At 65.3% G+C, this 21,481-nt stretch carries 20 protein-coding genes and 1 tRNA gene; 10 read left to right on the top strand and 11 right to left on the bottom strand.

All coding sequences use genetic code 11. The features are described from left to right. Positions 1-108 precede the first annotated feature (108 nt). Together lnt and FHS03_RS17670 are read right to left on the bottom strand one after the other, a co-directional pair. On the bottom strand, positions 109-1,674 hold the full coding sequence (lnt, locus tag FHS03_RS17675) for an apolipoprotein N-acyltransferase (protein ID WP_183442269.1): 1,566 nt from the start codon (positions 1,672-1,674) through the stop codon (positions 109-111). After that, positions 1,674-2,552 (bottom strand): CorC family transporter, encoded by an 879-nt coding sequence (locus FHS03_RS17670; RefSeq protein ID WP_183442268.1) that lies wholly within the window; start codon positions 2,550-2,552, stop codon positions 1,674-1,676. Before FHS03_RS17670 ends, lnt begins: the two co-directional genes overlap by 1 nt. Before the next feature lie 150 nt (positions 2,553-2,702). Here FHS03_RS17670 and FHS03_RS17665 point away from each other — a divergent pair, with 150 nt between their 5' ends. Next, the gene (locus FHS03_RS17665) at positions 2,703-3,716 is read left to right on the top strand and encodes a transporter (protein ID WP_183442267.1); all 1,014 of its coding nucleotides are present in this window, start codon (positions 2,703-2,705) and stop codon (positions 3,714-3,716) included. Positions 3,717-3,794: 78 nt separating this feature from the next. Here FHS03_RS17665 and ybeY read toward each other — a convergent pair whose 3' ends face one another. From ybeY to miaB, 3 genes are read right to left on the bottom strand one after another with little or no spacing between them, the layout of a single operon-like run. Next, positions 3,795-4,262 carry an rRNA maturation RNase YbeY gene (gene ybeY, locus FHS03_RS17660; RefSeq protein ID WP_183442266.1) on the bottom strand — a complete coding sequence of 156 codons (468 nt, stop codon included), beginning with the start codon at positions 4,260-4,262 and terminating at the stop codon, positions 3,795-3,797. Further along, on the bottom strand, positions 4,246-5,298 hold the full coding sequence (locus tag FHS03_RS17655; RefSeq protein ID WP_183442265.1) for a PhoH family protein: 1,053 nt from the start codon (positions 5,296-5,298) through the stop codon (positions 4,246-4,248). The genes ybeY and FHS03_RS17655 overlap by 17 nt, the downstream gene beginning before the upstream one ends. Before the next feature lie 2 nt (positions 5,299-5,300). Continuing rightward, the gene (miaB, locus tag FHS03_RS17650) at positions 5,301-6,662 is read right to left on the bottom strand and encodes a tRNA (N6-isopentenyl adenosine(37)-C2)-methylthiotransferase MiaB (protein ID WP_183442264.1); all 1,362 of its coding nucleotides are present in this window, start codon (positions 6,660-6,662) and stop codon (positions 5,301-5,303) included. A 109-nt stretch (positions 6,663-6,771) separates the two neighbouring features. Here miaB and FHS03_RS17645 point away from each other — a divergent pair, with 109 nt between their 5' ends. Beyond that, entirely contained in the window at positions 6,772-7,065 is a 294-nt protein-coding gene (locus tag FHS03_RS17645; RefSeq protein ID WP_183442263.1) for a hypothetical protein, read from the top strand. Between the two features lie 366 nt (positions 7,066-7,431). Further along, positions 7,432-7,782, top strand: a complete 351-nt coding sequence (locus tag FHS03_RS17640; RefSeq protein ID WP_176347212.1) for a hypothetical protein — start codon at positions 7,432-7,434, stop codon at positions 7,780-7,782. A 33-nt stretch (positions 7,783-7,815) separates the two neighbouring features. On the opposite strand, the gene FHS03_RS17635 is transcribed toward FHS03_RS17640, so the two are convergent. Both FHS03_RS17635 and FHS03_RS17630 read right to left on the bottom strand, forming a co-directional pair. Continuing rightward, positions 7,816-8,658, bottom strand: coding sequence for an HDOD domain-containing protein (locus FHS03_RS17635; RefSeq protein WP_183442262.1), 843 nt, complete (start codon positions 8,656-8,658; stop codon positions 7,816-7,818). After that, positions 8,655-8,993, bottom strand: a complete 339-nt coding sequence (locus FHS03_RS17630; RefSeq protein WP_183442261.1) for a hypothetical protein — start codon at positions 8,991-8,993, stop codon at positions 8,655-8,657. The genes FHS03_RS17635 and FHS03_RS17630 overlap by 4 nt, the downstream gene beginning before the upstream one ends. A 166-nt stretch (positions 8,994-9,159) precedes the next feature. Here FHS03_RS17630 and FHS03_RS17625 point away from each other — a divergent pair, with 166 nt between their 5' ends. The 7 genes from FHS03_RS17625 to FHS03_RS17595 all read left to right on the top strand — a co-directional run bounded on the left by FHS03_RS17625 (position 9,160) and on the right by FHS03_RS17595 (position 15,061). Further along, positions 9,160-10,743 carry a sensor histidine kinase gene (locus tag FHS03_RS17625; protein WP_183442260.1) on the top strand — a complete coding sequence of 528 codons (1,584 nt, stop codon included), beginning with the start codon at positions 9,160-9,162 and terminating at the stop codon, positions 10,741-10,743. A 65-nt stretch (positions 10,744-10,808) separates the two neighbouring features. Continuing rightward, positions 10,809-11,351, top strand: coding sequence for a DUF1697 domain-containing protein (locus FHS03_RS17620; RefSeq protein WP_183442259.1), 543 nt, complete (start codon positions 10,809-10,811; stop codon positions 11,349-11,351). A 39-nt stretch (positions 11,352-11,390) separates the two neighbouring features. Then, entirely contained in the window at positions 11,391-11,780 is a 390-nt protein-coding gene (locus FHS03_RS17615; protein ID WP_050411610.1) for a DUF3224 domain-containing protein, read from the top strand. A gap of 61 nt (positions 11,781-11,841) precedes the next feature. Continuing rightward, entirely contained in the window at positions 11,842-12,018 is a 177-nt protein-coding gene (locus tag FHS03_RS17610) for a hypothetical protein (protein WP_183442258.1), read from the top strand. A 119-nt stretch (positions 12,019-12,137) separates the two neighbouring features. Continuing rightward, positions 12,138-12,962, top strand: a complete 825-nt coding sequence (locus FHS03_RS17605) for a ChaN family lipoprotein (protein WP_183442257.1) — start codon at positions 12,138-12,140, stop codon at positions 12,960-12,962. A gap of 55 nt (positions 12,963-13,017) precedes the next feature. Beyond that, positions 13,018-13,344: a thioredoxin family protein gene (locus tag FHS03_RS17600; RefSeq protein WP_183442256.1), complete on the top strand. Its 327-nt coding sequence runs from the start codon at positions 13,018-13,020 to the stop codon at positions 13,342-13,344. Between the two features lie 139 nt (positions 13,345-13,483). After that, on the top strand, positions 13,484-15,061 hold the full coding sequence (locus FHS03_RS17595) for an aldehyde dehydrogenase (NADP(+)) (RefSeq protein ID WP_183442255.1): 1,578 nt from the start codon (positions 13,484-13,486) through the stop codon (positions 15,059-15,061). 215 nt (positions 15,062-15,276) lie between these two features. Here FHS03_RS17595 and FHS03_RS17590 read toward each other — a convergent pair whose 3' ends face one another. The 4 genes from FHS03_RS17590 to mutL all read right to left on the bottom strand — a co-directional run bounded on the left by FHS03_RS17590 (position 15,277) and on the right by mutL (position 21,387). Beyond that, on the bottom strand, positions 15,277-17,919 hold the full coding sequence (locus FHS03_RS17590) for a TonB-dependent receptor (protein WP_183442254.1): 2,643 nt from the start codon (positions 17,917-17,919) through the stop codon (positions 15,277-15,279). A gap of 340 nt (positions 17,920-18,259) precedes the next feature. Next, positions 18,260-18,336 (bottom strand) — tRNA-Met (locus FHS03_RS17585). 122 nt (positions 18,337-18,458) lie between these two features. Next, positions 18,459-19,424 (bottom strand): tRNA (adenosine(37)-N6)-dimethylallyltransferase MiaA, encoded by a 966-nt coding sequence (gene miaA / locus FHS03_RS17580; protein ID WP_183442253.1) that lies wholly within the window; start codon positions 19,422-19,424, stop codon positions 18,459-18,461. A gap of 13 nt (positions 19,425-19,437) precedes the next feature. After that, entirely contained in the window at positions 19,438-21,387 is a 1,950-nt protein-coding gene (gene mutL / locus FHS03_RS17575) for a DNA mismatch repair endonuclease MutL (protein ID WP_183442252.1), read from the bottom strand. Between the last annotated feature and the right edge of the window lie 94 nt (positions 21,388-21,481).

Below are 21,481 nucleotides of genomic sequence, written 5' to 3'. Positions count from 1 at the left end.
TGTCGGTGACGCGCGGGGCGCGCGTGAGCGTTATCGGTTCGCTAAAGCGAATCATTTTAGCGGGTTTTGCGGCGGGGCTGTAGAGATCAGCCCCTATTGGCCGCATTTTCAGGCGCTTTTCAGCCGGTTTTTGGCGCTTTGGCGCGACCATAGCCAGGCGCCGGCGACGGCCAGGGCGGCCAGTCCCAGGAACAGGCGGTTCTGCAGACGGATATACGGCGTGCTGCCGCGCATGCCCTGCACCGTGGCGCTGAGCACTCCGGCCTCGTAATAGGGCAGGGCGTGCGTGACTTGGCCGCGGCTGTCGATCACCACGGTGGCGCCGGTATTGGTGGCGCTGAGCATGGGGCGGCCCGTCTCCAGGCTGCGCATCTGCGAGATCTGCAAATGCTGGGGAATCGCCACCGACTGGCCGTACCAGCCCAGTTCCGACACGTTCAGCAGCAGCGTGGCCGGCTGCGGCGCGTCGTTCAGCTGCTGGGCGATTTCCTCGCCGAAGGCGTTCTCGTAGCAGATATTCGGCAGCACGCGCTGGTCCTTGACCGCGAAGGCCGGCTGCAGCAGCTGGCCGCCGGTCTGCTCGCTGAGCGGAATCTGCATCATGTCGGTGAACCAGCGGAAGCCCAGCGGAATGAATTCGCCGAAGGGCACCAGGTGGTGCTTGTTGTAGCGGTAGGGCGCGCCGCCCAGCGCGGGCGCCAGTCCCAGCACGCTGTTCGAGTAATTGGTCGGGCTGTCCATCACCGGAATGCCGAGCACCACGTGGCTGCCGCTCTTGCGCGCGAACTGGCCGAAGGCGTCCAGGTAGCCGGTCGGCAGCTGGTGCTGGAACAGCGGCACCGCCGTCTCCGGCGTGGCGATCAGGTCGGCCGGCGCCGCCGTCACCGTGCGGTAGTAGCTGCGCAGGGTCTGTTCCAGCTGGGCCGGATCGAATTTGCGTTCCAGCGCGATATTGCCCTGCACCAGGCGCACGCTGATCGGCTTGCCGGCGGCCTCGGTCCAGGCCAGCGATTGCAGCGCGAAGCCGGCCAGCCAGGTGGCAGCGGCCAGGCCGAGCGCGATCCAGCGGCTCTTGTGCATGGCCAGCAGCAGGGCGCCGGCCGTCAGCGCGGCCAGCCAGCTCAGGCCATACACGCCAAGCAGCGGCGCGTAGCCGGCCAGCGGCGACATATTGTGGGCATAGCCGGCCGTGGCCCAGGGGAAGCCGGTGAAGACCCAGCCGCGCAACCATTCGCCGATGGCCCAGGCCACCGGCAGCAGCAGCAGGTTGGCGGCCGGCAGCGGCATGGCCCAGCGCTTGCGCAGCCAGGCCGCGCCGCCCATGGCCAGCGCCGTGTAGCCGCCCATGAACAGGGCCAGCAGCACGATGGCGATGGCGGCGATGGGCGCCGACAGATTGTTAAAGCGGTTCAGGACGATGTACAGCCAGTGCACGCCGGCCAGGCACCAGCCGCAGCCGAAGGCCCAGCCGACCAGTGCGCTGGCCTTCACCGAGGCGGCGCGCAGCACCTGGTAGAACAGGATGGCGAGGCTGAGGATCTGCAGCGGCCACCAGCCCAGCGGCGCGAACGACAGCACGCCCGCCGCGCCGGCCACGGCGGCGATGAGCATGCGGCCTTGGGTGCTGCGCTGGGGGCGGTTCGGATCGACGGGGCGGGCGCGGCGCCAGCGCATCAGTCTTGCTCGTCCATGGCGGGCGGCAGTTTTTCCACGGTCAGCACGTGGATCTGGCGGGCGTCGGCGCGCAGCACTTCAAAGCGCAGATTCTCGATATCGAACACATCGCCCTTGTGCGGCATGCGCGCCAGGTGCTTGGACACCAGGCCGCCGATGGTGTCGACGTCCTCGTCCGAGAGGCCGGTATCGAGTTCCTCGTTGAACTGGCTGATCTCGGTCAGCGCCTTGACGCGCCAGCGCGGGCCGAGCTGGCCTTCCTTGATCGAGAGGATATTGTCCTCTTCCTCGTCGAAGTCGTATTCGTCCTCGATGTCGCCGACGATCTGTTCCAGCACGTCCTCGATGGTGATCAGGCCGGCCACGCCGCTGTATTCATCGACTACGATGGCCATATGATTGTGGTTGGCGCGGAAATCGCGCAGCAGCACATTCAGGCGCTTCGATTCCGGAATGAAGATGGCCGGACGCAGCATATCGCGCACGTCGAAGGATTCTTCGGCGTAGTAGCGCAGCAAGTCCTTGGCCAGCAGGATGCCGACCACCTTGTCGCGCTCGCCCTCGATGGCGGGGAAGCGCGAGTGGGCCGTTTCCAGCACCAGCGGCAGCCATTCCTCGATGGGCTTGGAGATATCGATCACGTCCATCTGCGAACGTGGGATCATGATGTCACGCGCCGACAAGTCCGATACCTGGAACACGCCTTCGATCATCGACAGGGCGTCGGCGTCGATCAGGTTGCGTTCGTGGGCGTCATGCAGGACTTCGAGCAGTTCCGAACGGTTCTCGGGCTCGGGGGAAATCAGGGCGGTGAGGCGCTCGAATAGCGAGCGATGGGGTTTAGCGTCATTCCTGACGCTACTAGAGTGCTCTTGCATAGCAGGCGTGAGCCAGTTGTTTCGAAGTGCTATAGGATACACCAAATGGCGCGCCCGGTCCGATTTTGCCAAAACGGCATGCCCCAGGCGATGCGAAATTTGCTATGCTGCGCTGCGGCGCCAGCGGGGCGCGTCCCTGTTGGAGTCAGCATGCAAGCGAGCGCAGTGACCTATGGATCGGATCAAAATGGCCTGGTGTGCGGCTATCTGTTCGGCCGCGGCGAGCAGCCCGAGCCGATCGAGGCCGATGCCGCGTCGGCCTGGCTGATGCAGCGCGCCGCCCATCCCGGCGAATTCCTCTGGCTGCACTTCAACCTGGCCAATACCGCCAGCGAAAAATGGCTGAAGGAGCGCCTGGTCCTGGCCGAGGAGTTTTACGACAGCCTGCACGAGGGTTCGCGCTCGACCCGCATCGAGCAGGCCGACAACACCCTGGTGGCCGTGGTCAATGATGTTTTGCGCGACTTTTCTTTTGAACCTTCCGATATTTCCAGCCTGTTCCTGAGCGTCGAGCGCCAGGTGGTGGTCAGCGCGCGGCGCAAGCCGCTGCAGGCGGTGGAGCGGCTGCGCCAAGCGGTGCGGCGCGGCGAAGCGATCCGCTCCTCGGTGGAGCTGCTGACCCATCTCTTGCGCGACCAGGCCGACGTGCTGACCCGCATCGTGCGCGATGCCACCAGCCGTGTCGACGGCATCGAGGACAGCCTCCTGTCCGGCAAACTGACCTACAAGCGCGCCGACCTGGGCGCGCTGCGCCGGGTGCTGGTGCGCCTGCAAAGGCTGCTGGCGCCGGAACCGGCGGCCCTGTTCCGCCTCCTGCAGCGGCCGCCGGCCTGGGTCTCCGAGCAGGACCGCCAGGAGCTGCGCGAATCGACCGAGGAATTTGCCGTGGGATTGAGCGATATGGCCTCGCTGCAGGAACGCATCAAATTGCTGCAGGAGGAGATCGCGGCCCTGGTCAACGAAGGCAATAACCGCAGCCTGTATGTGCTGACCATCGTCACCGTGCTGGCGCTGCCGATCAATATCATCGCCGGCCTGCTGGGCATGAATGTGGGCGGCATCCCGCTGGCGCAGGATGCCGAAGGCTTCTGGATCGTGGCCGCCATCGTCGGCGGCTTCACGGTGGTCGCGGGCGGGCTGGTCTACCGCAAGCAGCGCGACTAGCTGGCGTTGGCGGAAAACCGGGGACAGACCCCGCCAGGGATCTGTCCCCGGTTTTGCTCGAATTGAGTTAGGCCTCGATCAGGCCTCGGCGTAGGGATCGGCGATGCCCAGGCCGGCCAGGATTTCCGTTTCCAGGCCTTCCATCTCGGCCGCTTCCTCGTCGTCCTCGTGGTCGTAGCCCTGGGCGTGCAGCACGCCGTGCACGATCAGGTGGGCGGTGTGCTCCTCTACCGATTTTTTCTGTTCGGCCGCCTCGCGCTGCAGCACGTCGGTGCACAGGATGATGTCGGCGCGGGTCGGTTCGTCGTCGGCGATCTCCTCGCCGTCGTTATAGGCGAAGGTCAGCACATTGGTGGCGTAATCCTTGCCGCGGTATTCGCGGTTCAACTGCTGGCCTTCTTCGGCGTCGACGAAGCGGATCGCCAGTTCAGCCGGGGCGAACAGGGCGGCTTGCACCCAGCGCCGGATCTTGGGGCGGGTGATGCTCTCTTGCAGGCGCGGGTCGGCATATTGCACCGACAGGCTCAGTTTATTTTTTTCGGACATTGCGGACAGCTTTAACAGGTTTCAAAAGTGGCGCCACGCCCGCTTCCGCGTGCTGCGCCGTCTCGTAGGCGTCGACGATGCGCGCCACCAGCGGATGGCGCACCACGTCGGCGCTGGTGAAGTGGCTGAAGGCGATGCCGCGCACCTCGCGCAGCACCTGGGTGGCGTCCACCAGGCCGCTCTTCTGGTGCTTCTGCAGGTCGACCTGGGTGACGTCGCCGGTGATCACGGCCTTGCTGCCGAAGCCGATGCGGGTCAGGAACATCTTCATCTGTTCGACGGTGGTGTTCTGCGCCTCGTCCAGGATCACGAAAGCGTGGTTCAGGGTGCGTCCGCGCATATAGGCCAGCGGCGCGATCTCGATCACCTGCTTCTCGAACAGCTTTTGCGTGCGGTCGAAGCCGAGCAGGTCGTACAGCGCGTCGTACAGCGGACGCAGATACGGGTCCACCTTCTGCGCCAGGTCGCCCGGCAGGAAGCCCAGGCGCTCGCCCGCTTCCACCGCGGGGCGGGTCAGGATGATGCGCTTGACGGCGTCGCGCTCCAGCGCGTCGACGGCGCAGGCCACGGCCAGATAAGTCTTGCCGGTGCCGGCCGGGCCGATGCCGAAGCTGATGTCGTGCTCCAGGATATTGCGCAGGTAGCGGATCTGGTGCGGCGTGCGGCCGCGCAGATCGCTGCGCCGCGTTTTCAGCACCGGGCTGCTGATCTCGGGATCGTTGAAGGGCGGCTCTTCCTCGCCGCCTTCGTCGTCCGGCGCCAGGCCGGCGCGCTGTTCGACCAGGGCCAGCTGCACTTCCTCCACCGGCACGGTCTTGCCGGCGACGGCGTAGAACTGTTCCAGGATCTGCACAGCGCGTTCGGCGTTGCTGCCGCTGACGATGAATTTTTCGCCGCGGCGGAAGATGGTCACGTCCAGCGCCGCCGCGATCTGGCGCAGGTTTTCATCGAGCGGGCCGCACAGGTTCGCCAAGCGGGTATTGTCCAGCGGCTCGGGAATGAAGTAGTGCGGCTGCACGGGGGTTTTGGTTTTCAAAATCAGGCTGCATCCAGGCTGGGCGCGGCGGCAATCAGCTCGCCGCGCAGGGAATAAGAGAGGCTTTCGGTGATGCGCACATCGACCATCTGGCCGGCCAGGCGCGCGCCGTCGGCGCCGCCGTCGAACAGCACGGTGCGCGTATTGCCGGCGCGGCCCTGCAGTTCGCCGCCGCCGTTCTTCGACGGGCCTTCCACCAGCACCTGCTGTACGCTGCCCACCATGGCCAGGCTGTGGCGCTTGGTGTTCTCGTCGATCAGCGCCTGCAGGCGCTGCAAACGTGCCAGCTTGGCCTCGTGCGGCGTGTCGTCGGCCAGGTTGGCGGCCGGGGTGCCGGGGCGCTTGCTGAAGATGAAGCTGAAGCTGTTGTCGAAATCGACGTCGCGCACCAGCTTCATCATGGCGTCGAAATCTTCCTCGGTCTCGCCGGGGAAGCCGACGATGAAGTCGGAGGCCACGGTGATGTTGGGACGCACCGCGCGCACGCGGCGGATCACCGATTTGTATTCAAGCGCGGTGTAGCCGCGCTTCATCGCGCCCAGGATGCGGTCGGCGCCATGCTGGGCCGGCAGATAGAGGTGGTCGGCCAGTTGCGGGATTTTCGCGTAGCAGTCGATCAGGCGCTGCGTGAATTCCTTCGGATGGCTGGTGACGAAGCGGATGCGTTCGACGCCGGGAATGGCCGCCACGTATTCGATCAAGAGCGCGAAATCGGCCAGCTGGCCGTCTTCGGCCATGGCGCCGCGGTAGGCGTTCACGTTCTGGCCCAGCAGCATGACTTCCTTCACGCCCTGGGCGGCCAGGCCGGCGACCTCGGTCAGCACGTCGTCGAAGCGGCGCGAGACTTCCTCGCCGCGCGTGTAAGGCACCACGCAGTAGCTGCAATACTTGCTGCAGCCTTCCATGATGGAGACGTAGGCGAAAACGCCGTCCACGCGCGCCGGCGGCAGGTGGTCGAACTTCTCGATTTCCGGGAAGCTGATGTCGACCTGCGGCTTGCCGCTGTGGCGGCGCAGCTCCATCATCTTGGGCAGGCGGTGCAGGGTCTGCGGACCGAACACGATGTCCACCTGGGGCGCGCGCTTGACGATGGCGTCGCCTTCCTGCGAGGCGACGCAGCCGCCCACACCGATCAAGAGATCGGGCTTGGCCTGTTTGAGCTTGCGGAACTGGCCCAGGTCGGAGAAGACTTTTTCCTGCGCCTTTTCGCGCACGGAACAAGTGTTAAGGAGGATCACGTCGGCATCTTCCGGGCGGTCGGTGCGCACCAGCCCCTCGGACGCGCCGAGCACGTCGGCCATCTTGTCCGAGTCGTACTCGTTCATCTGGCAACCAAAGGTTTTGATAAAGACTTTTTTCTGCATAAGTGGAAGTTTACCGTAATTCGAAATGCCAGGGCTGGCGAAATGGCCTTGCATTCCGGGCAAGCGCGCCCTAAATTGAAGAAGCTTGATCTATCCGGCGGAGGTTGCCATGGCAGTGAGTGCGATAGCGGGCGTCAGTTCCGGCGCCTATGTACAGCAGGTCAATAATGCCGCCGCCGAGCGCCGCGTCGAGCAGGCGCGCCTGGCCGAGCAGGACCAGGCCCGGCGCGAAGCCGATGTGGCCCGCACCGAGCAGCAGAATGTGGCGCGGCGCCAGGCCCAGCAAACCTCCGATGCGGAGGCGGCCCAGCAGCGCGATTTCCTGACGCGCCAGCAATTGCAGTCCCAAAACAACCAGCCGCCGGCGCCCGCGCCGGGCAGCCGCGTCAACGAAGTGGTGTGAATCTTTCCCTATAGCTACAGCGCTTTCTTCCCTTCACCCCGGTCCGGCGAGCAAGCCGGACTGCCAGTTTGTAACAGTTTCTTTCCGGTTTCTTGCGTGCGCCGCAAACCGCCCCCATGTGTTGAAATAGCATTGTTGCCAAGTTTTCTAGCGCATTATTGAGCTAGAACAATGTCTGTGCGGCACTGCTTGGCTGGAGCCACCCGGTTTGGGCATAAGATTGCCGGTAGAGCAATTTCGCTTAAGCCCTGGCCCCTGCGCCAGTTTTTCCCGGCGTAACTCGTTCTGCAACTTCTTGACGGCAGTCGCGTCTTGCCAAGTTCGGAGCAGATTTATTTCAGTAACCACATAGAGACGAGGAACATCATGGCACACCACGCACTTGCATCCCAGGATAGTTACAACCCCAACCACTTGCTCGATATTTTGCTGGGCAAGATGCAGCTCAAGAATGACGCTGCGCTGTCGCGCCTGCTTGAAGTGGCGCCGCCGGTCATCAGCAAGATCCGCCACCACCGCTTGCCGGTGGGCGCCTCGCTGCTGATCCGCATGCATGAAGTGACCGGCATGAGCATCCGCGACCTGCGCGACCTGATGGGCGACCGCCGCACCAAGTACCGCCTGTCCGACGCCCAGGGCCGGCCGAAGCCGGAAGACAAGCTGGCTGCCCAGGCCAAGGCCAGCGAGGGCGGCGCCGGCGGCAACTATGCCCACTGAGCAAGCCGCTGCCGGTGGTGCTGCTGGCGCCGGTCAGGCCAGCAGCACCATCGAGATTTCTTCGTATTGCAGCTCGGTTTCGCGGAAGATGTGCATATAGCTGTCTTCATCGATGGCCAAGGCCTGCCAGGCCACGGCCGACACCGGCGGCACCAGATCGTCTTCGGCCTGCGCCAGATCGAGCGCATGCACGATGGCGTCGGCCACGTGGATGATGGCCGCCAAAAAGCCCGCGCCCGGCGCTTCCGGGTCGTGGTGGCCGCCGATGGCCAGCCGCATCGTATCGGAAAAATTCCAATGTTCGGCCAGCGCCAGGCCGGCCTCCACATGGTCGATGCCGAGCACGGCGCGTTCGGCCTCCAGCAGATGGCAATCGTGTTCGGCGCGCCAGGCCAGCACTTCCTCATAGCGCTGCGGGAAACTCGACACTAGCACCAGGCGGCCGATATCGTGCAGCAGGCCGGCGGTAAACGCGTAATCCTGGTTGAAGCGCATATGGCGCGCCAGCACCTTGGCGCAGGCGGCGCTGGCGATCGAATGGCGCCAGAAGGCCTTGTGGTCGAAACCGGCGCAGGCGCCCTCGGCGAAGCAGCCGGTGACGGCGGCCGCCGTGATCAGGTTGCGCGTGGTCTGGAAACCCAGATAGGTGATGGCCTGGTGGATGGTGGTGACCTTCACCTGCAGCCCGTACAGCGAGGAATTGGCCAGGCGCAGGGTCTTGGCCGTCAGCGCCTGGTCGTGCGAGACCTTCTTGGCCAGCACCGAGATATCGATGTCTTCCTGGTCGATGCTATTCAGCAGCTCCATCACCACGGCCGGCAGCGAAGGCAGGTCGTCGAGCTGGGTCACCACATCGTCGTAACTGAGCGGGTTCATGGCGCCTGCTCCATGCCGAGGCGGAAATCGGCGACGAAGCGGCGCAGCACGCCGCGCGCCCAGTCCTGCGGCGCGTCGGGATCGTGGCGGCGGAACAGGTGGTTCAGGCGCGCTTCATGGTGTTGGCGGCTGGCCGCTTCCTCGGCGGCGCTGGGACCGTCCAGGCGGATCGGCAGGCTGGCAATGCCGTGGCGCGGCATCAGGGCGATCATGGCTTCGGTCAGCACCGTGCCTTGCGGCAGCAGCACATAGCCTTGCACGTCCAGCAATTCGTCGGACAGGATCATCCCCGGCTGCACGTCCGCCAGCGCCAGGTGTTGGTAACTTGCCGTCATGGCTCCTCCGTGTTTCTACAGTGCGATCTTACCATTGCGGGGTTGCAATGTCTGTCCCGTCCGCGTGCGCGCCCGCGCTAAAATCTTGCCAAGAGGCAGGCCATACCGTACATTGGTGGGACAAGAGCGAATGCAAGCTTGCGCCGGCAACGGGAGGACAGCTTAGATGTACGGAATTCAAGGCCGCCTGACAGCCCTGTTTGTGGTCATCGTGACCGTGGTGTTGGGCATTTCCGGCACCTATGCCCAGATCAGCCTGGGCCAGGAGCTCGAAGTGAGCAATCAGCGCTTGCGCGAAGGCGTGCTGACCCGTCTGCAAACCAGCCTGCCCTCGGCGCTGTGGGACCTGGACAAGGCCAAGGTGGACAATATCGTGGCGGCCGAAATGCTGCCGCCCGAGCTGGTCGCCATCCGCGTCTACGATACCTCGGTCGGCCTGTTCTCGGGCAAGGTGCGCCGTCCCGACGGCACGGCCGTCAATGTCGAAAACGAGCGCGCCATCGGCGGCTCGCCCGTGGTGGCCGACCTGGCTTACCGCGACGCCGGCGCCGCCGGCAGCCTGAAACCGGTGATCGTCGGCCGCGTGGTCGTCAACTTCAGCCGCGAGCAGATCGACGCCACCCTGGCCGCCGAAATCCGGCGCAAGGTGATCGAGGTGCTGCTGCTCGACCTGATCCTGGTGGTGGCGCTGGCGCTCAGCCTGCGCATCGTGTTCGAGCCGCTCAAGCAGCTGCGCGACGGCCTGTCCGAACTGGCCACGCGCGGCAGCGACGAGGTGGAAGAGCTGCCGGAAAAGCGGCGCGACGAACTGGGCGACGTGATCCGCGGCTTCAACGCCATCCAGCGCAAGGTCAAGTCCATCATCCGCCGCACGCGCGAGGCCGAGGACGAAGCGCGCCGCGCGGCGCAGGAAACGGCGCACGCGCTGGACGATCTGCGCCGCACCCAGGAATCGCTGCTGCAGGCCGAGCGCCTGGCGTCGCTGGGCGGCCTGGTGGCCGGCGTGGCCCACGAAATCAATACCCCGGTCGGCATCGCGCTGACCAGCGCCTCGGTGCTGCGCGACGCCACCGAGCAGGTGCGCCAGTCGGTCGAAGCGGGCGCGGTGAAGAAATCCGACATCCTCAAATACATCGACACGGCCGGCGAAAGCACCACCCTGGTGATGAACAACTGCTACCGCGCCGCCCACCTGATCCACAGCTTCAAGCAGATCGCCGTCGACCAGGTCAGCGAGGCGCGGCGCCGCTTCGAGCTGCAGGAATACATCGGCGAGGTGGTGGCCAGCCTGCAGCCCAAGCTGAAGAAATCGCATATCGCCGTCAGCATCGAATGCCCGCAGGACATCGTGCTCGACAGCTACCCCGGCGCCCTGGCCCAGGTCATCACCAACCTCACGCTGAATTGCGTGGAGCACGCCTTCGACCCGCAGATGGAAGGCTTGATCCAGATCCGCGTGCGCCTCGACGGCGACATCATCGAGATGGCCGTGACCGACAATGGCAAGGGCATCGCGCCCGAGATGCTGGACCGCGTGTTCGACCCCTTCGTCACCACGCGCCGCGGCCAGGGCGGCACGGGGCTGGGCTTGAACATCGTCTTCAACCTGATTGCCAAGCAGTTCGGCGGCACCATCACCGTCAGCAGCACGCTGGGGCAGGGCGCCAGCTTCGTGCTGCGCATTCCGCGCATCACGCCGTCCCACGAGGACAGCGATGAACCGCACGCCGACGCGCCGCTGCATGCCTGAGAGGCAGGCGAGCGCCCGCCTTGGCGCCGCTGCCGCATACTGTCGCCAGAACAAGGAGGATCAAGATGAGCGAACGCCGCCAGATTGCCCTGCTGCGAGGCATCAATGTCGGGCGCGCCAAACGCGTCGCCATGGCCGATCTGCGCAAGCTGCTGGGCGAGTTGGGATTCAGCGATGTGCGCACCCTGCTCAATAGCGGCAATGTGGTCTTCAGCGCCAGCCAGGCGCCGCGCGACGTCGCCACGCGCATGGAGGAAGCCTTGGTGCTGAAGCTGGGCGTGGGCGCGCGCGTCACCGTGCTCGACGCCGAACAGCTCGACGCCATCGTCGAGGACAATAGTTTGCAGGCGCAGGCGGACGATCCCGCGCGCCTGCTGGTGGCCGTGCTGAACCAGCCGGCCGACCGCGCGCGCCTGGAGCCGCTGCTGCACCAGGACTGGCAGCCGGAAGCGTTCGCCCTGGGCCGCTGGGCCGCCTATATCTGGTGCGCCGACGGCGTGCTGGCCAGCCGCGCGGCGGCGGCCATGGGCAAGATCCTGGGCGACGCCGTCACCACGCGCAACTGGGGAACCATCAGCAAGCTGCACGCGCTGGCGCGCGAAGCTTAGCGCCGGCGCCCACATTCAATCAAAAACACGGAGGGAAGCATGGCAATTGCAAACGGTGAATTCGACGTGAAGATGGCGCCCGAAGCCCTGTCCCAGGTCAGCGAGGGCAGCGGCATCGGCCGCATGCATCTGGACAAGCGCTACCACGGCGTGCTGGATGCCAGCGGACGCGGCGAATTCCTCAGCTATATGGGCTCGGTGCCCGGTTCGGCCATTTATGTGGCGGTGGAAAGAGTGGAGGGCACGCTGCACGGCCGCAGCGGCAGCTTTACCCTGGTGCACCGCGGCGTCATGGGCGGGCCGCACGACGGCTTGCAGATCTTCGTCGCGCCCGACTCCGGCACGGGCGAGCTGAAGGGCATCAGCGGCAAACTCGATATCAAGATTGAAAACGGCAAGCATTTCTACTCCTTCGAATACAGTCTGTGACGATTGCCTGAAAGCTAACGGCGGGCTACAATGGCGCTTTGAAAAATTGCCATGTGGAAATATGAAAAAGAAGAACGACCATTTTCGCGGCCTGCTGATCCTGGGCAGCGTGCTGGTGGTTTTAGTGCTGGCCGGCTTTGCCCTGTCTGACGGCGGCGGGCGCAAGGTCGGCTGCATCGGCCGCGCCATCGCCAGCGGCATCTCCTTCTCCAACATCCACGCCGTCTGCGGCCTGTAAGCCTCCACAACGGCTGAGTCCGTGTCCACCCTGGTGCCAGGCACCAGGGTGGACACGGACTCGGCCGTTGGCGCCGGTTTTTGCGCTAGACTGGGGGCTTTCGACTCCCTTATTCACGCATGATGAAATCCTCCACCGTGGGCCTGCTGCTGGCGGGCCTTGTGCTGGCCGGTTGCGGCAGCTTCAAGAAAAAACCTGAACCGGTCGCCGCGTCCGCCAATCCGCAAGTCCTGCTGCTGGGGGAAGTGCATGACAATCCCCAGGGCCACAAGCTGCGCTACGAGGAATTGCGCAAACGCGTGGCGGCGGGCTGGCGCCCGGCCATCGCCATGGAGCAGTTCGACCGCGAACAGCAAGCCTTGCTGGACGAGGCGCAAAAGGGCTGCCTGGACGCCAACTGCGTGATCCGCGTGATGAAGGGGCCGCGCTGGGACTGGCAGCTCTACCACCCCATCATCGAGCTGGCGCTGAACAACAAGCTGCCGCTGATCGCCGCCAACCTCTCGCGCGGCGATGCCTCGAAAGTGGTGCGCGACGGCGTGGCGTCCTCGTTTGACGCGCCGACCGTGGCCGCCTACCGCCTCAACGAGGCGCTGCCGGCCGATATCGTCCAAGGCCAGGAGGCGGAAATCCGTACTGGCCACTGCAATATGCTGCCCGACAGCATGGTGCCCGGCATGGTCAACGCCCAGGTGGCGCGCGATATCTGGATGGCCAAGCTGGTGCGCGCGCAAAGCCCGCGCGATGTGGTGCTGATCGCCGGCAATGGCCATGTGCGGCGCGATATCGGCGTGCCGCGCTGGCTGGACGCCGTCCAGCCCAAGCTGACCTGGACCAGCATCGCTTACGCCGAAGGCAAGGCCGGCGCCGGCCAGTTCGACCAGCTGCGCCAGGTCGAGGCCGTGCAGCGGCCCGATCCCTGCGCCAAATTCAAAGGCAAGTAAGCGCGCCTGCAGGCCTGGCGCCGGCGTGCTAAGGTGGCGCCAGGAGGACAGACTTATGGAACAGCTGTATCACGCCGCCGCGCCCGCCCGCGCCGAGGTCGACGCGCTGCGCGGCCCGGCCCTGCTGGAGTTCGGCGCCAACTGGTGCGGCTACTGCCGCGCCGCCCAGCCGCTGCTGGCCGAAGCCTATGCCGGCCATGCCGCCGTGCCGCACATCAAGGTGGAAGATGGCCCCGGCCGCGCGCTGGGCCGTTCCTTCCGTGTCAAGCTGTGGCCGACCCTGGTCTTCCTGCGCGACGGCCAGGAAGTGGCGCGCCTGGTGCGCCCTGGCAGCGCCGAAGAAATCCGCCAAGCCTTCGCCCGGCTCGCCGCCACGGCCTAGCATCCCGCTAGCCGCGGGCCCTGGACGGGCCGCCGCCGCCGCGTCCTCCCGCCGCGTGGCCGGCGTTTCGGTGTATCCTTCCGCGGTATTCATAAGCCAACCGCGCCATCCGGCGCCGAATAATAAAGGAGAGGAAGCGATGCAGATTGCCGGCGAGATGATCATCGGACACCAGGCAGTAATGGGCAGGGAAGGGTTTATCAAGGCGGTCGATCCGGCGCGCAATGCCGAGATCGAACCGGGCTTCGGCCTGGCCAGCCGCGCCGAGCTGGAACGCGCTTGCGCGCTGGCCGCCGGCGCTTTCGACGCCTACCGCGAAACCGGCCTCGAAGAGCGCGCCCGCTTCCTGGAAGCGATCGCCCAAAACATCCTCGACCTCGGCCCGGCCCTGATCGAACGCGCCATGGCCGAATCGGGCTTGCCGCAAGCGCGCCTGGAAGGCGAGCGCGGCCGCACTGTCAATCAGCTGCGCCTGTTCGCCAAGGTGGTGCGCGACGGCCACTGGATCGGCGCCACGCTCGACGCGGCCCTGCCGCAACGCGTGCCGCCACGCGCCGACCTGCGCCTGCGCAAGATCGCCGTTGGCCCGGTCGCCGTCTTCGGCGCCAGCAACTTCCCGCTCGCTTTCTCGGTCGCGGGCGGCGACACCGCCTCCGCGCTGGCCGCCGGCTGCCCGGTGGTGGTCAAGGCTCACCCGGCCCACCTCGGCACTTCCGAACTGGTGGCCAAGGCCGTGCAAAAAGCCGCCATCGGCTGCGCCATGCCGGAAGGCGTGTTCTCCATGCTGATCGGCGCCGGCGTGCAGATCGGCCAGGATCTGGTCAGCCACCCCGCCATCAAGTCCGTCGGCTTCACCGGCTCGCGCCACGGCGGCCTGGCCCTGATGCGCATCGCCGCCCAGCGCAAGGAACCGATTCCCGTGTACGCGGAAATGGCCAGCATCAACCCGGTGTTCCTGCTGCCCGGCGCCCTGGCCGACGACGCCGCCAAGCTGGCGCAAGCCTATGTCGACTCGCTGACCCTGGGTTCCGGCCAGTTCTGCACCAATCCCGGCTTGCTGCTGGGCATCGACAGCCCCGAGCTGGCGCAATTCGCCGCCGCCGTGGCCGCGGCCCTGCCGGCCAAGGTCGGCAGCACAATGCTGACGCCGGGCATCCACCAGTCCTATACCGCTGGCGTGGAGCGCCTGGCCGGCCAGAACGGCGTGCAACTGCTGGCCCAAGGCCAGCCCGGCCCCGGCGCCTGCGCCGCCCAAGCCGCCGTCTACCAATGCGACGCCGACACCTTCCTGCGCACCGCCGCGCTGGAAGACGAAAACTTCGGCCCCAGCTCCCTGCTGGTACGCTGCCGCGACGCGGACGACTTGCTGCGCATCGCCGAGCATGTGGAAGGCCAGCTCAGCGCCACCCTGCACGCGCGCGCCGGCGACCGCGACTTGGCCGCGCGCCTGTTGCCGGTGCTCGAACGCAAGGCAGGCCGCATCCTGTTCAACGGCTTCCCGACCGGTGTCGAAGTGGCGCACGCCATGGTCCACGGTGGCCCCTTCCCCTCGACGTCCGACCCGCGCAGCACCTCGGTCGGCGCCAGCGCCATCGACCGCTTCCTGCGTCCCGTCTGCTACCAGGACGTTCCCGCCGAGCTGCTGCCGCCCGCCCTGTCCAGCGCCAACCCCCTCGGCCTGACCCGCCTCATCGACGGCACCCTGCATCCCGCCTAAGCCCCGTTTGATCTAAATCAGCAAATGTCCCACCCTGGTGTCAGGCACCAGAGGTGGACATTCTTTGATCTATATCAGCAAATGTCCGACCGTGGTGCCTGACACCAGGGTGGGACATTGTTTGATTTGGCGCAAAGGGGAGGGATAAAAAAATACCCGGACCACAAGGGTCCGGGTGAAGGCACTACAAGAGAGAAGGTAGAGCGCTGGGCGGCTTACAGTTTGCCGCGCAGGCCCAGGTAGAAGGTGCGGCCGTTCGAGTAGAAGGCGCGCGGCTGTTCCTTGGTCTCGGCGAACATCTTGATGGTGGCGTTGTTCAGGTTCAGCGCATCGAAGGTCACGGTCAGCTGCTCGTTGATCTTGTAGTTCAGCGAAGCGGCCAGGTTGCCCATGCCTTTCACGTGCTGGCTGGCGCCACGGTCCACGCCGGCCTTGTAGGTCGAGCGGTAGTTGTAGGCCAGACGCGCGCTGAAGCGCTCGTCTTCATAGTAGCCCGTCAGGTTGTACGTGTTTTTCGACGAGTTGATCAGCTCGCCACCATCGGCCAGCTTGCCATCGGCATAGGTGTAGTTGATCAGGGTGCCGAAGTTGCCGAACAGCGGTTGCTGGTAGCTCAGCTCGATACCCTTGTTCTTGCCCGAGGTATTGAACGGTGAGGTGATCTGGTACACCGTCTGCTTGTTCTGCTTGGTGTTGTAGTAGGTGCCGCTGCTGGTGCCTTGCGACACGATCGACTTCAAGTCCATGTAGAACAGGCCGGCCGTGATCGAGGATTTCGGCGCGAAGTACCATTCGGCGCTGACTTCAAAGTTGTTGGAACGGATCGGGTCCAGCTTGGCATTGCCGCCCTGGCCGCTCAGCGCGTCGTCGTTCAGCGAGACCGAACCGCCCAGCGCGCTGTAGTCGGGACGCGCCATGGTGCGGGCGATGGCGGCACGCACCACCAGATCCTGGCTCACGTCATACTTGATGTTGGCGCTTGGCAGGTAGTCGTTGTAGGTGCGCTCGAACTGGGTCTGGCTGTAAGGACCCCAATCGGAACCGGTGATCGGCGTCACGCCGCCGGCCGAGTTGACCAGGGTGCTTTGCTTGGTGTGGATGGCGCGCACACCGAAGTTGCCGCTCCAGTTGTCGCCGGCCAGATTGGCCATGGCGTAGACGGCCGAGGTTTTTTCCTGCAGCTTGAACTCGTCGGTCCAGTTGTGGCGGCGGACCGGGTCCATCAGGCGGTTGCCTGGCGTGGCGCCCCAGGCGCCCAGGGCGGCGCCGTCATACTTGAAGTAGTTCGAGCTCAGGTTGCCGCCAATCGAATGGGCAAAGTCGCTCGGGTACATCTGGCCGCTCCAGGTTGGACCAGGATTGCTAAAGCCCAGCGCGCCCGGACGCACTTCCAGCGGGTGTTCCGCGCTACGGGTGTGGTCGGTGCCGCGCACGCCGAATTTCACGGAATCCCAGATGCCTTGGCTCAGACGCAGCTCGCCGTCGAGCTGGAAGTATTTTTCCTTGTCCACCGATTGCGATTCGCCGCCGCCGGCCCAGGCGGTGCTGCCCGGCTTGTTGGTGACGCCGCCCGGGTAGGACACGGATGCCGGGCTCAAACCGTTCAGCGCATAGGTCATGCCGCCGTCGACATTGTTTTGGTAGTAGACGTCGTCGCGGTCGTAACCCACACCATTGGTGCGGCCGGCCTTGCCGCTGACGGTGAAGTCCTTGGTGGCGCGGTAGCGGAAGTTGAAGTCGGCGTACCAGGATTTGCCGCCGGCGTTAGGACGGTAGATATTGTCGACTTCGCCCGAGTTCTTGTCGAAGGCCGCCGACACCAGGGTGCCGTTCTGGATCACCGGATTTTTCACCAGCAGGCCGTCGCGGTTGATCGAATTGCCCGGCGCGGCCAGCCAGTTGGTGTTCTGGTGCGGGGCGCTCAGCTTGGAGTAGAAGCCGTTCACGTCCAGGGTCAGTTCCTTGGTCGGACGGATCTCGAAGTCGAAGGCGCCGCCTTCGCGTTTTTTCACCTGCTCGAACAGTGAGGCGCCGATGAAGGTCGGCACGCGCACGCCGGCCAGGCTTGGGTTGGCCTTGGCCGCCGCGCTGGTCGCTTCGATATTGGAATAGCCCAGGATTTCCTGGCCGTCGCGGCGCACCGAGGTTTTCTCGGAGAAGGCTTGGACCAGCATGCCGGCGGTGCCGGCATCGTTCTTCCAGTTGACCATGGCCGACAGCTGCGGCTTGGTCTTGTCGGCCAGATCGTTGCGGGTCGCCTGCACCGACGCTTCCACGGTCAGCTGTTTGCGGAAGTCCAGCGGACGGCGGGTAATGACGTTGATCGCGCCGGACACGCCGCCTTCGACCAGGTCGGCGGTCGCGCTCTTGTGCACGACGATGGAGCCGACCAGCTCCGATGGCAGCAGCGAGAAGCTGCTGGAACGGCCGACGCTGCCGCCGACCTGGTTCAGCACGAACCAGTCGCCGGTGCTGATGGCATGGCCGTTGAACAGGGTTTGCTGCAGGCTGGGGCTGGTGCCGCGCAGGCTGACGCGGTCGTTTTCGCCGAAGCCGCCTTCACCACCCGCGGAGGATTGAATGTTCACGCCTGGCAGACGCTGGATGGCGTCGGCCACGTTCTTGTCGGGCATCTTGCCGATGTCTTCCGCCGTCACCACCTCGACCACGGAGTCGGCATTACGTTTTTGCTTGAGCGACTGCTCCAGGGCGGCGCGCACGCCGGTCACGGTCACAACGCTGGATGGATCGGTCTTGGCATCTTGGGCAAACGCGGGCGCGGAAATGCTCACGATAAGCAGGCCGACGGCCAGGGCGGCCGGGGTCAGGCGGTTTGCTTGTTTCTGATCGAACTTCATTACTCTCTCCAAGGTGATGGGCTTCTTACTTGCTTACTTACGTATGAGTACTTCAGTACTTCAACTGCACCACTCATACCAATATACGTTATTTTAAATACCAAAATGCTACCACTTGAAATTATTTTTTGCATTGTTGTGGAATTTGTACGCAAAACGCTGTCATTATGACACTATTCCGCCAGAGGTAGTCAGAATTGGTGTGTAAATATGCGGATTTCGCGCTTTATTGGTACTGCTCTGGTATGGGGAGGCGGTGAGGGTGGTATGGCGCGGTGGTCTTGGAAAACAAAAAAGGCCTGAACTGTTTCCAGTTCAGGCCTTCTTCGCTTAATTCGGGTGGTGGTGATAGTTGGACTTGAACCAACGACCCTAGCATTATGAATGCTATGCTCTAACCAACTGAGCTATATCACCGCAACGGCAAGCATTATCGGGCTTGGGCCGGACTCTGTCAAGGAAACTGCCACAAGTTTTTTACAGCATCGTGAAAAAATGGTGGGAAGTGGCAATTTCGCTATGATTAGGCGCTTTTCCGCTTAGGCGGCGCGCGCGGCGAGGGCCGCTTCGACCCGCGCCAGCAGCTGGCCGGCCGCATCCGGCGCCAGACAGTCGATGACGCTGCGCTCCGGCATGGCGCGCAGCCAGGTCAGCTGGCGCTTGGCCAGCTGGCGGGTGGCGATGATGCCGGTTTCGCGCAGGGTGGCGTAATCGGTGCGCCCATCCAGATAGTCCCAGGCTTGGCGGTAGCCGACGCAGCGCATCGAAGGCAGGCCGGGATGCAGGTCGCCGCGCCGGCGTAGCGCTTCGACTTCGGCCAGCAGGCCGCCGTCCGGCGCGTCCAGCATCAGGTCGAAGCGCTGCGCGATACGGGCGTGCAGCACGCTGCGCTCGGATGGTTCCAAGGCCAGCGCCAGCAGCTCGAACGGCAGCTCGGTCTTTTCGCGCTGGGCCAGCAGGGCCGACATCGGCTGGCCGCTGAGTTCAATGACTTCCAGCGCGCGCTGGATGCGCTGGGCGTCGTTCGGCTTCAGGCGGGCCGCCGTTTCCGCGTCGAGCGCGGCCAGGCGGGCGTGCATGGCGGGCCAGCCGAGGCGGGCGGCTTCGTCTTCCAGCCGGGCGCGCAGGGCCGGGTCGGCGCCGGGCAGCTCGTCCAGGCCATCGTTGAGGCCCTTGAAATACAGCATGGTGCCGCCCACCAGCAGCGGCAGCCGGCCGCGCGCCTGGATCTCGGCCACCAGACGCAAGGTGTCGGTACGGAACTGGGCCACGGAATAGGCGTCGAGCGGATCGATGATGTCGATCAGGTGGTGCGGCACGGCGGCCAGCTCCTCGCGCGAAGGCTTGGCGGTGCCGATATCCATGCCGCGATAGACCAGGGCCGAATCGACCGAGATGATTTCCGACGGGATGCGGGCGGCGATGGCCAGGGCCGAGGCGGTCTTGCCGCTGGCCGTCGGCCCCATGATGGCGACCGCCAGCGGCCGCCCAGTAATGTGGTTCATGATGCGGGTATTCTTATTGGCCGCGCAGGAACAGCTTGTCCAGCGCGCTGATTTCGACTTGCACCCAGGTGGGACGGCCATGGTTGCACTGGTCGGCGCGCTCGGTGCTTTCCATCTGGCGCAGCAGGGCGTTCATTTCGGGCTGGGTCAGGATGCGGTTGGCGCGCACCGCCGTGTGGCAGGCCAGGGTGCCCAGCAGCTCGTTGCGGCGCTCGATCAGCATGCGCGAGCCGCCATATTCGCGCACATCGCGCAGCACGTCGCGCGCCAGGGTTTGCGCGTCGGCGTTCTTCAGCAGGGCGGGCACGGAGCGCACCGCCAGGGTGGTGGGCGAGAGCGCGGCGATGTCGAAGCCCAGGGTTTGCAGGGTGTCGGCATGCTCCTGCACCGTGCCCACTTCCACCGCGTCGGCGTAGAAGGTGACGGGAATCAGCAGCGACTGGATCTGCATGGCGGCGCCGTTGAGCTGCTCGTCCAGCGCGGTCTTCAATTGCTCGTAGAGGATGCGCTCGTGGGCGGCGTGCATGTCCACCAGCACCAGGCCCTTGCTGTTCTGCGCCAGGATATAGATGCCATGCAGCTGGGCCAGGGCGAAGCCGAGCGGAAACTCCTCGTCCTGCGCCATCACCGCGGGCGAGGCGATATACGGCGTGGCTTGCGGCATGGCATAGCTGCCCGTGGCCGAGAAGCCGCCGCCGCCGTTCAGGGCCGCGCTGCCATCCGGGGCCGTGCCATCCAGGCCGTCGGCGCGCCGTTCGCCCCCGAACAGGGCGCCATAGCGCTCGGTGCTCTGGGCCACGCCGCCGCCCTGGCCGGGCTGGCCGAAAGGCGAGGGCGAGAACGTGGGCTGGTAGTGCGGATTCAGCTCGGCGCCGAAGGAGGCTTGCTGCGGCCGCCAGAGCGGGCCGCCGGCCAGGGTGTCGGCCGCCGGCAGCGGCGAAGGCACGCTGCCGTGGGCCGTGGCCGAGGTCTGGGCCAGGGCGCGCTGCACCGCGTGGAAGACGAATTGGTGCACGGCGCGGCCGTCGCGGAAGCGCACCTCGATCTTGGACGGGTGCACGTTGACGTCCACCAGGGCCGGGTCCAGGTCGAGCGCCAGCACATAGGATGGGAAGCGGTCGCCGTGCAGCACATCCTCGTAGGCGGCGCGCACCGCGTGCACCAGCAGCTTGTCGCGCACGAAGCGGCCGTTGACATAGAAATACTGGGCATCGGCGCGCGCCTTGGAGGCGGTCGGCAGGCCGGCGAAGCCGTGCAGGCGCAGCAGGCCCGAGCCCTCGTCCAGCGGCAGGCGCGCCTCGGCGAAATTCTCGCCCAGGATCTGGGCGCTGCGCTTGGCCATATCGGCCACCATCCAGTGGTCCACGGTGCGGCCGTTATGCGACAGCGTGAACGACACGTCCGGCCGCGCCAGGGCGACGCGGCGCACCACCTCGGCGCAGTGGCCGAATTCGGTCTGTTCCGACTTCAGGAATTTGCGCCGCGCCGGTGTATTGAAATACAGGTCGCGCACATCGACCGTGGTGCCTTGCGCGCCGGAAGAGGGTGACACCGTGCCGTTATGCGAACCCTCGATCTCCCAGGCATGGGCGGCATCGGCCGTGCGCGAGGTCAGGGTCACGGCCGCCACTGACGCGATGGAGGCCAGCGCCTCGCCGCGGAAACCGAGGGTGGCCACGTTTTCCAGGTCATCCAGGCTGGCGATTTTCGAGGTCGCATGGCGCGCCAGTGCGAGCGGCATCTGATCGGGCGGAATGCCGCGTCCGTTGTCGGTAATGCAGATACGCTTGACCCCGCCTTCTTCCAGGCGCACGGTAATCTGCGACGAACCCGCGTCGAGCGCGTTTTCCAGCAACTCCTTGACCACGGCCGAGGGCCGCTCCACCACCTCGCCGGCAGCGATCTGGGAAATAAGCTGGTCCGGCAAAGCCCGGATGGGACGAGGAAGAGTAGGCGCGTTCATGTCCCGCATTATAAATGAGCCCGCTCAACCGTTTGCGCCAGATCAAACAATGTCCCACCCTGGTGTCAGGCACCAAGGTCGGACATTCTTTGAT

Source organism: Pseudoduganella violacea (genome assembly GCF_014191875.1).
Taxonomy (GTDB): Bacteria; Pseudomonadota; Gammaproteobacteria; order Burkholderiales; family Burkholderiaceae_D; genus Rugamonas; species Rugamonas violacea_A.
Note: the sequence above shows the minus strand (reverse complement) of the source record. Positions and strands in the feature narration are given on the sequence as shown.

Bases quoted from the DNA above. Each gene is read 5' to 3' on its own strand.
- lnt (WP_183442269.1), bottom strand. From the start codon at position 1,674: ATGCGCTGGCGCCGCGCCCGCCCCGTCGATCCGAACCGCCCCCAGCGC.
- FHS03_RS17670 (WP_183442268.1), bottom strand. From the start codon at position 2,552: ATGCAAGAGCACTCTAGTAGCGTCAGGAATGACGCTAAACCCCATCGC.
- FHS03_RS17665 (WP_183442267.1), top strand. From the start codon at position 2,703: ATGCAAGCGAGCGCAGTGACCTATGGATCGGATCAAAATGGCCTGGTG.
- ybeY (WP_183442266.1), bottom strand. From the start codon at position 4,262: ATGTCCGAAAAAAATAAACTGAGCCTGTCGGTGCAATATGCCGACCCG.
- miaB (WP_183442264.1), bottom strand. From the start codon at position 6,662: ATGCAGAAAAAAGTCTTTATCAAAACCTTTGGTTGCCAGATGAACGAG.
- FHS03_RS17645 (WP_183442263.1), top strand. From the start codon at position 6,772: ATGGCAGTGAGTGCGATAGCGGGCGTCAGTTCCGGCGCCTATGTACAG.
- FHS03_RS17640 (WP_176347212.1), top strand. From the start codon at position 7,432: ATGGCACACCACGCACTTGCATCCCAGGATAGTTACAACCCCAACCAC.
- FHS03_RS17635 (WP_183442262.1), bottom strand. From the start codon at position 8,658: ATGAACCCGCTCAGTTACGACGATGTGGTGACCCAGCTCGACGACCTG.
- FHS03_RS17630 (WP_183442261.1), bottom strand. From the start codon at position 8,993: ATGACGGCAAGTTACCAACACCTGGCGCTGGCGGACGTGCAGCCGGGG.
- FHS03_RS17625 (WP_183442260.1), top strand. From the start codon at position 9,160: ATGTACGGAATTCAAGGCCGCCTGACAGCCCTGTTTGTGGTCATCGTG.
- FHS03_RS17620 (WP_183442259.1), top strand. From the start codon at position 10,809: ATGAGCGAACGCCGCCAGATTGCCCTGCTGCGAGGCATCAATGTCGGG.
- FHS03_RS17615 (WP_050411610.1), top strand. From the start codon at position 11,391: ATGGCAATTGCAAACGGTGAATTCGACGTGAAGATGGCGCCCGAAGCC.
- FHS03_RS17610 (WP_183442258.1), top strand. From the start codon at position 11,842: ATGAAAAAGAAGAACGACCATTTTCGCGGCCTGCTGATCCTGGGCAGC.
- FHS03_RS17605 (WP_183442257.1), top strand. From the start codon at position 12,138: ATGATGAAATCCTCCACCGTGGGCCTGCTGCTGGCGGGCCTTGTGCTG.
- FHS03_RS17600 (WP_183442256.1), top strand. From the start codon at position 13,018: ATGGAACAGCTGTATCACGCCGCCGCGCCCGCCCGCGCCGAGGTCGAC.
- FHS03_RS17595 (WP_183442255.1), top strand. From the start codon at position 13,484: ATGCAGATTGCCGGCGAGATGATCATCGGACACCAGGCAGTAATGGGC.
- FHS03_RS17590 (WP_183442254.1), bottom strand. From the start codon at position 17,919: ATGAAGTTCGATCAGAAACAAGCAAACCGCCTGACCCCGGCCGCCCTG.
- miaA (WP_183442253.1), bottom strand. From the start codon at position 19,424: ATGAACCACATTACTGGGCGGCCGCTGGCGGTCGCCATCATGGGGCCG.
- mutL (WP_183442252.1), bottom strand. From the start codon at position 21,387: ATGAACGCGCCTACTCTTCCTCGTCCCATCCGGGCTTTGCCGGACCAG.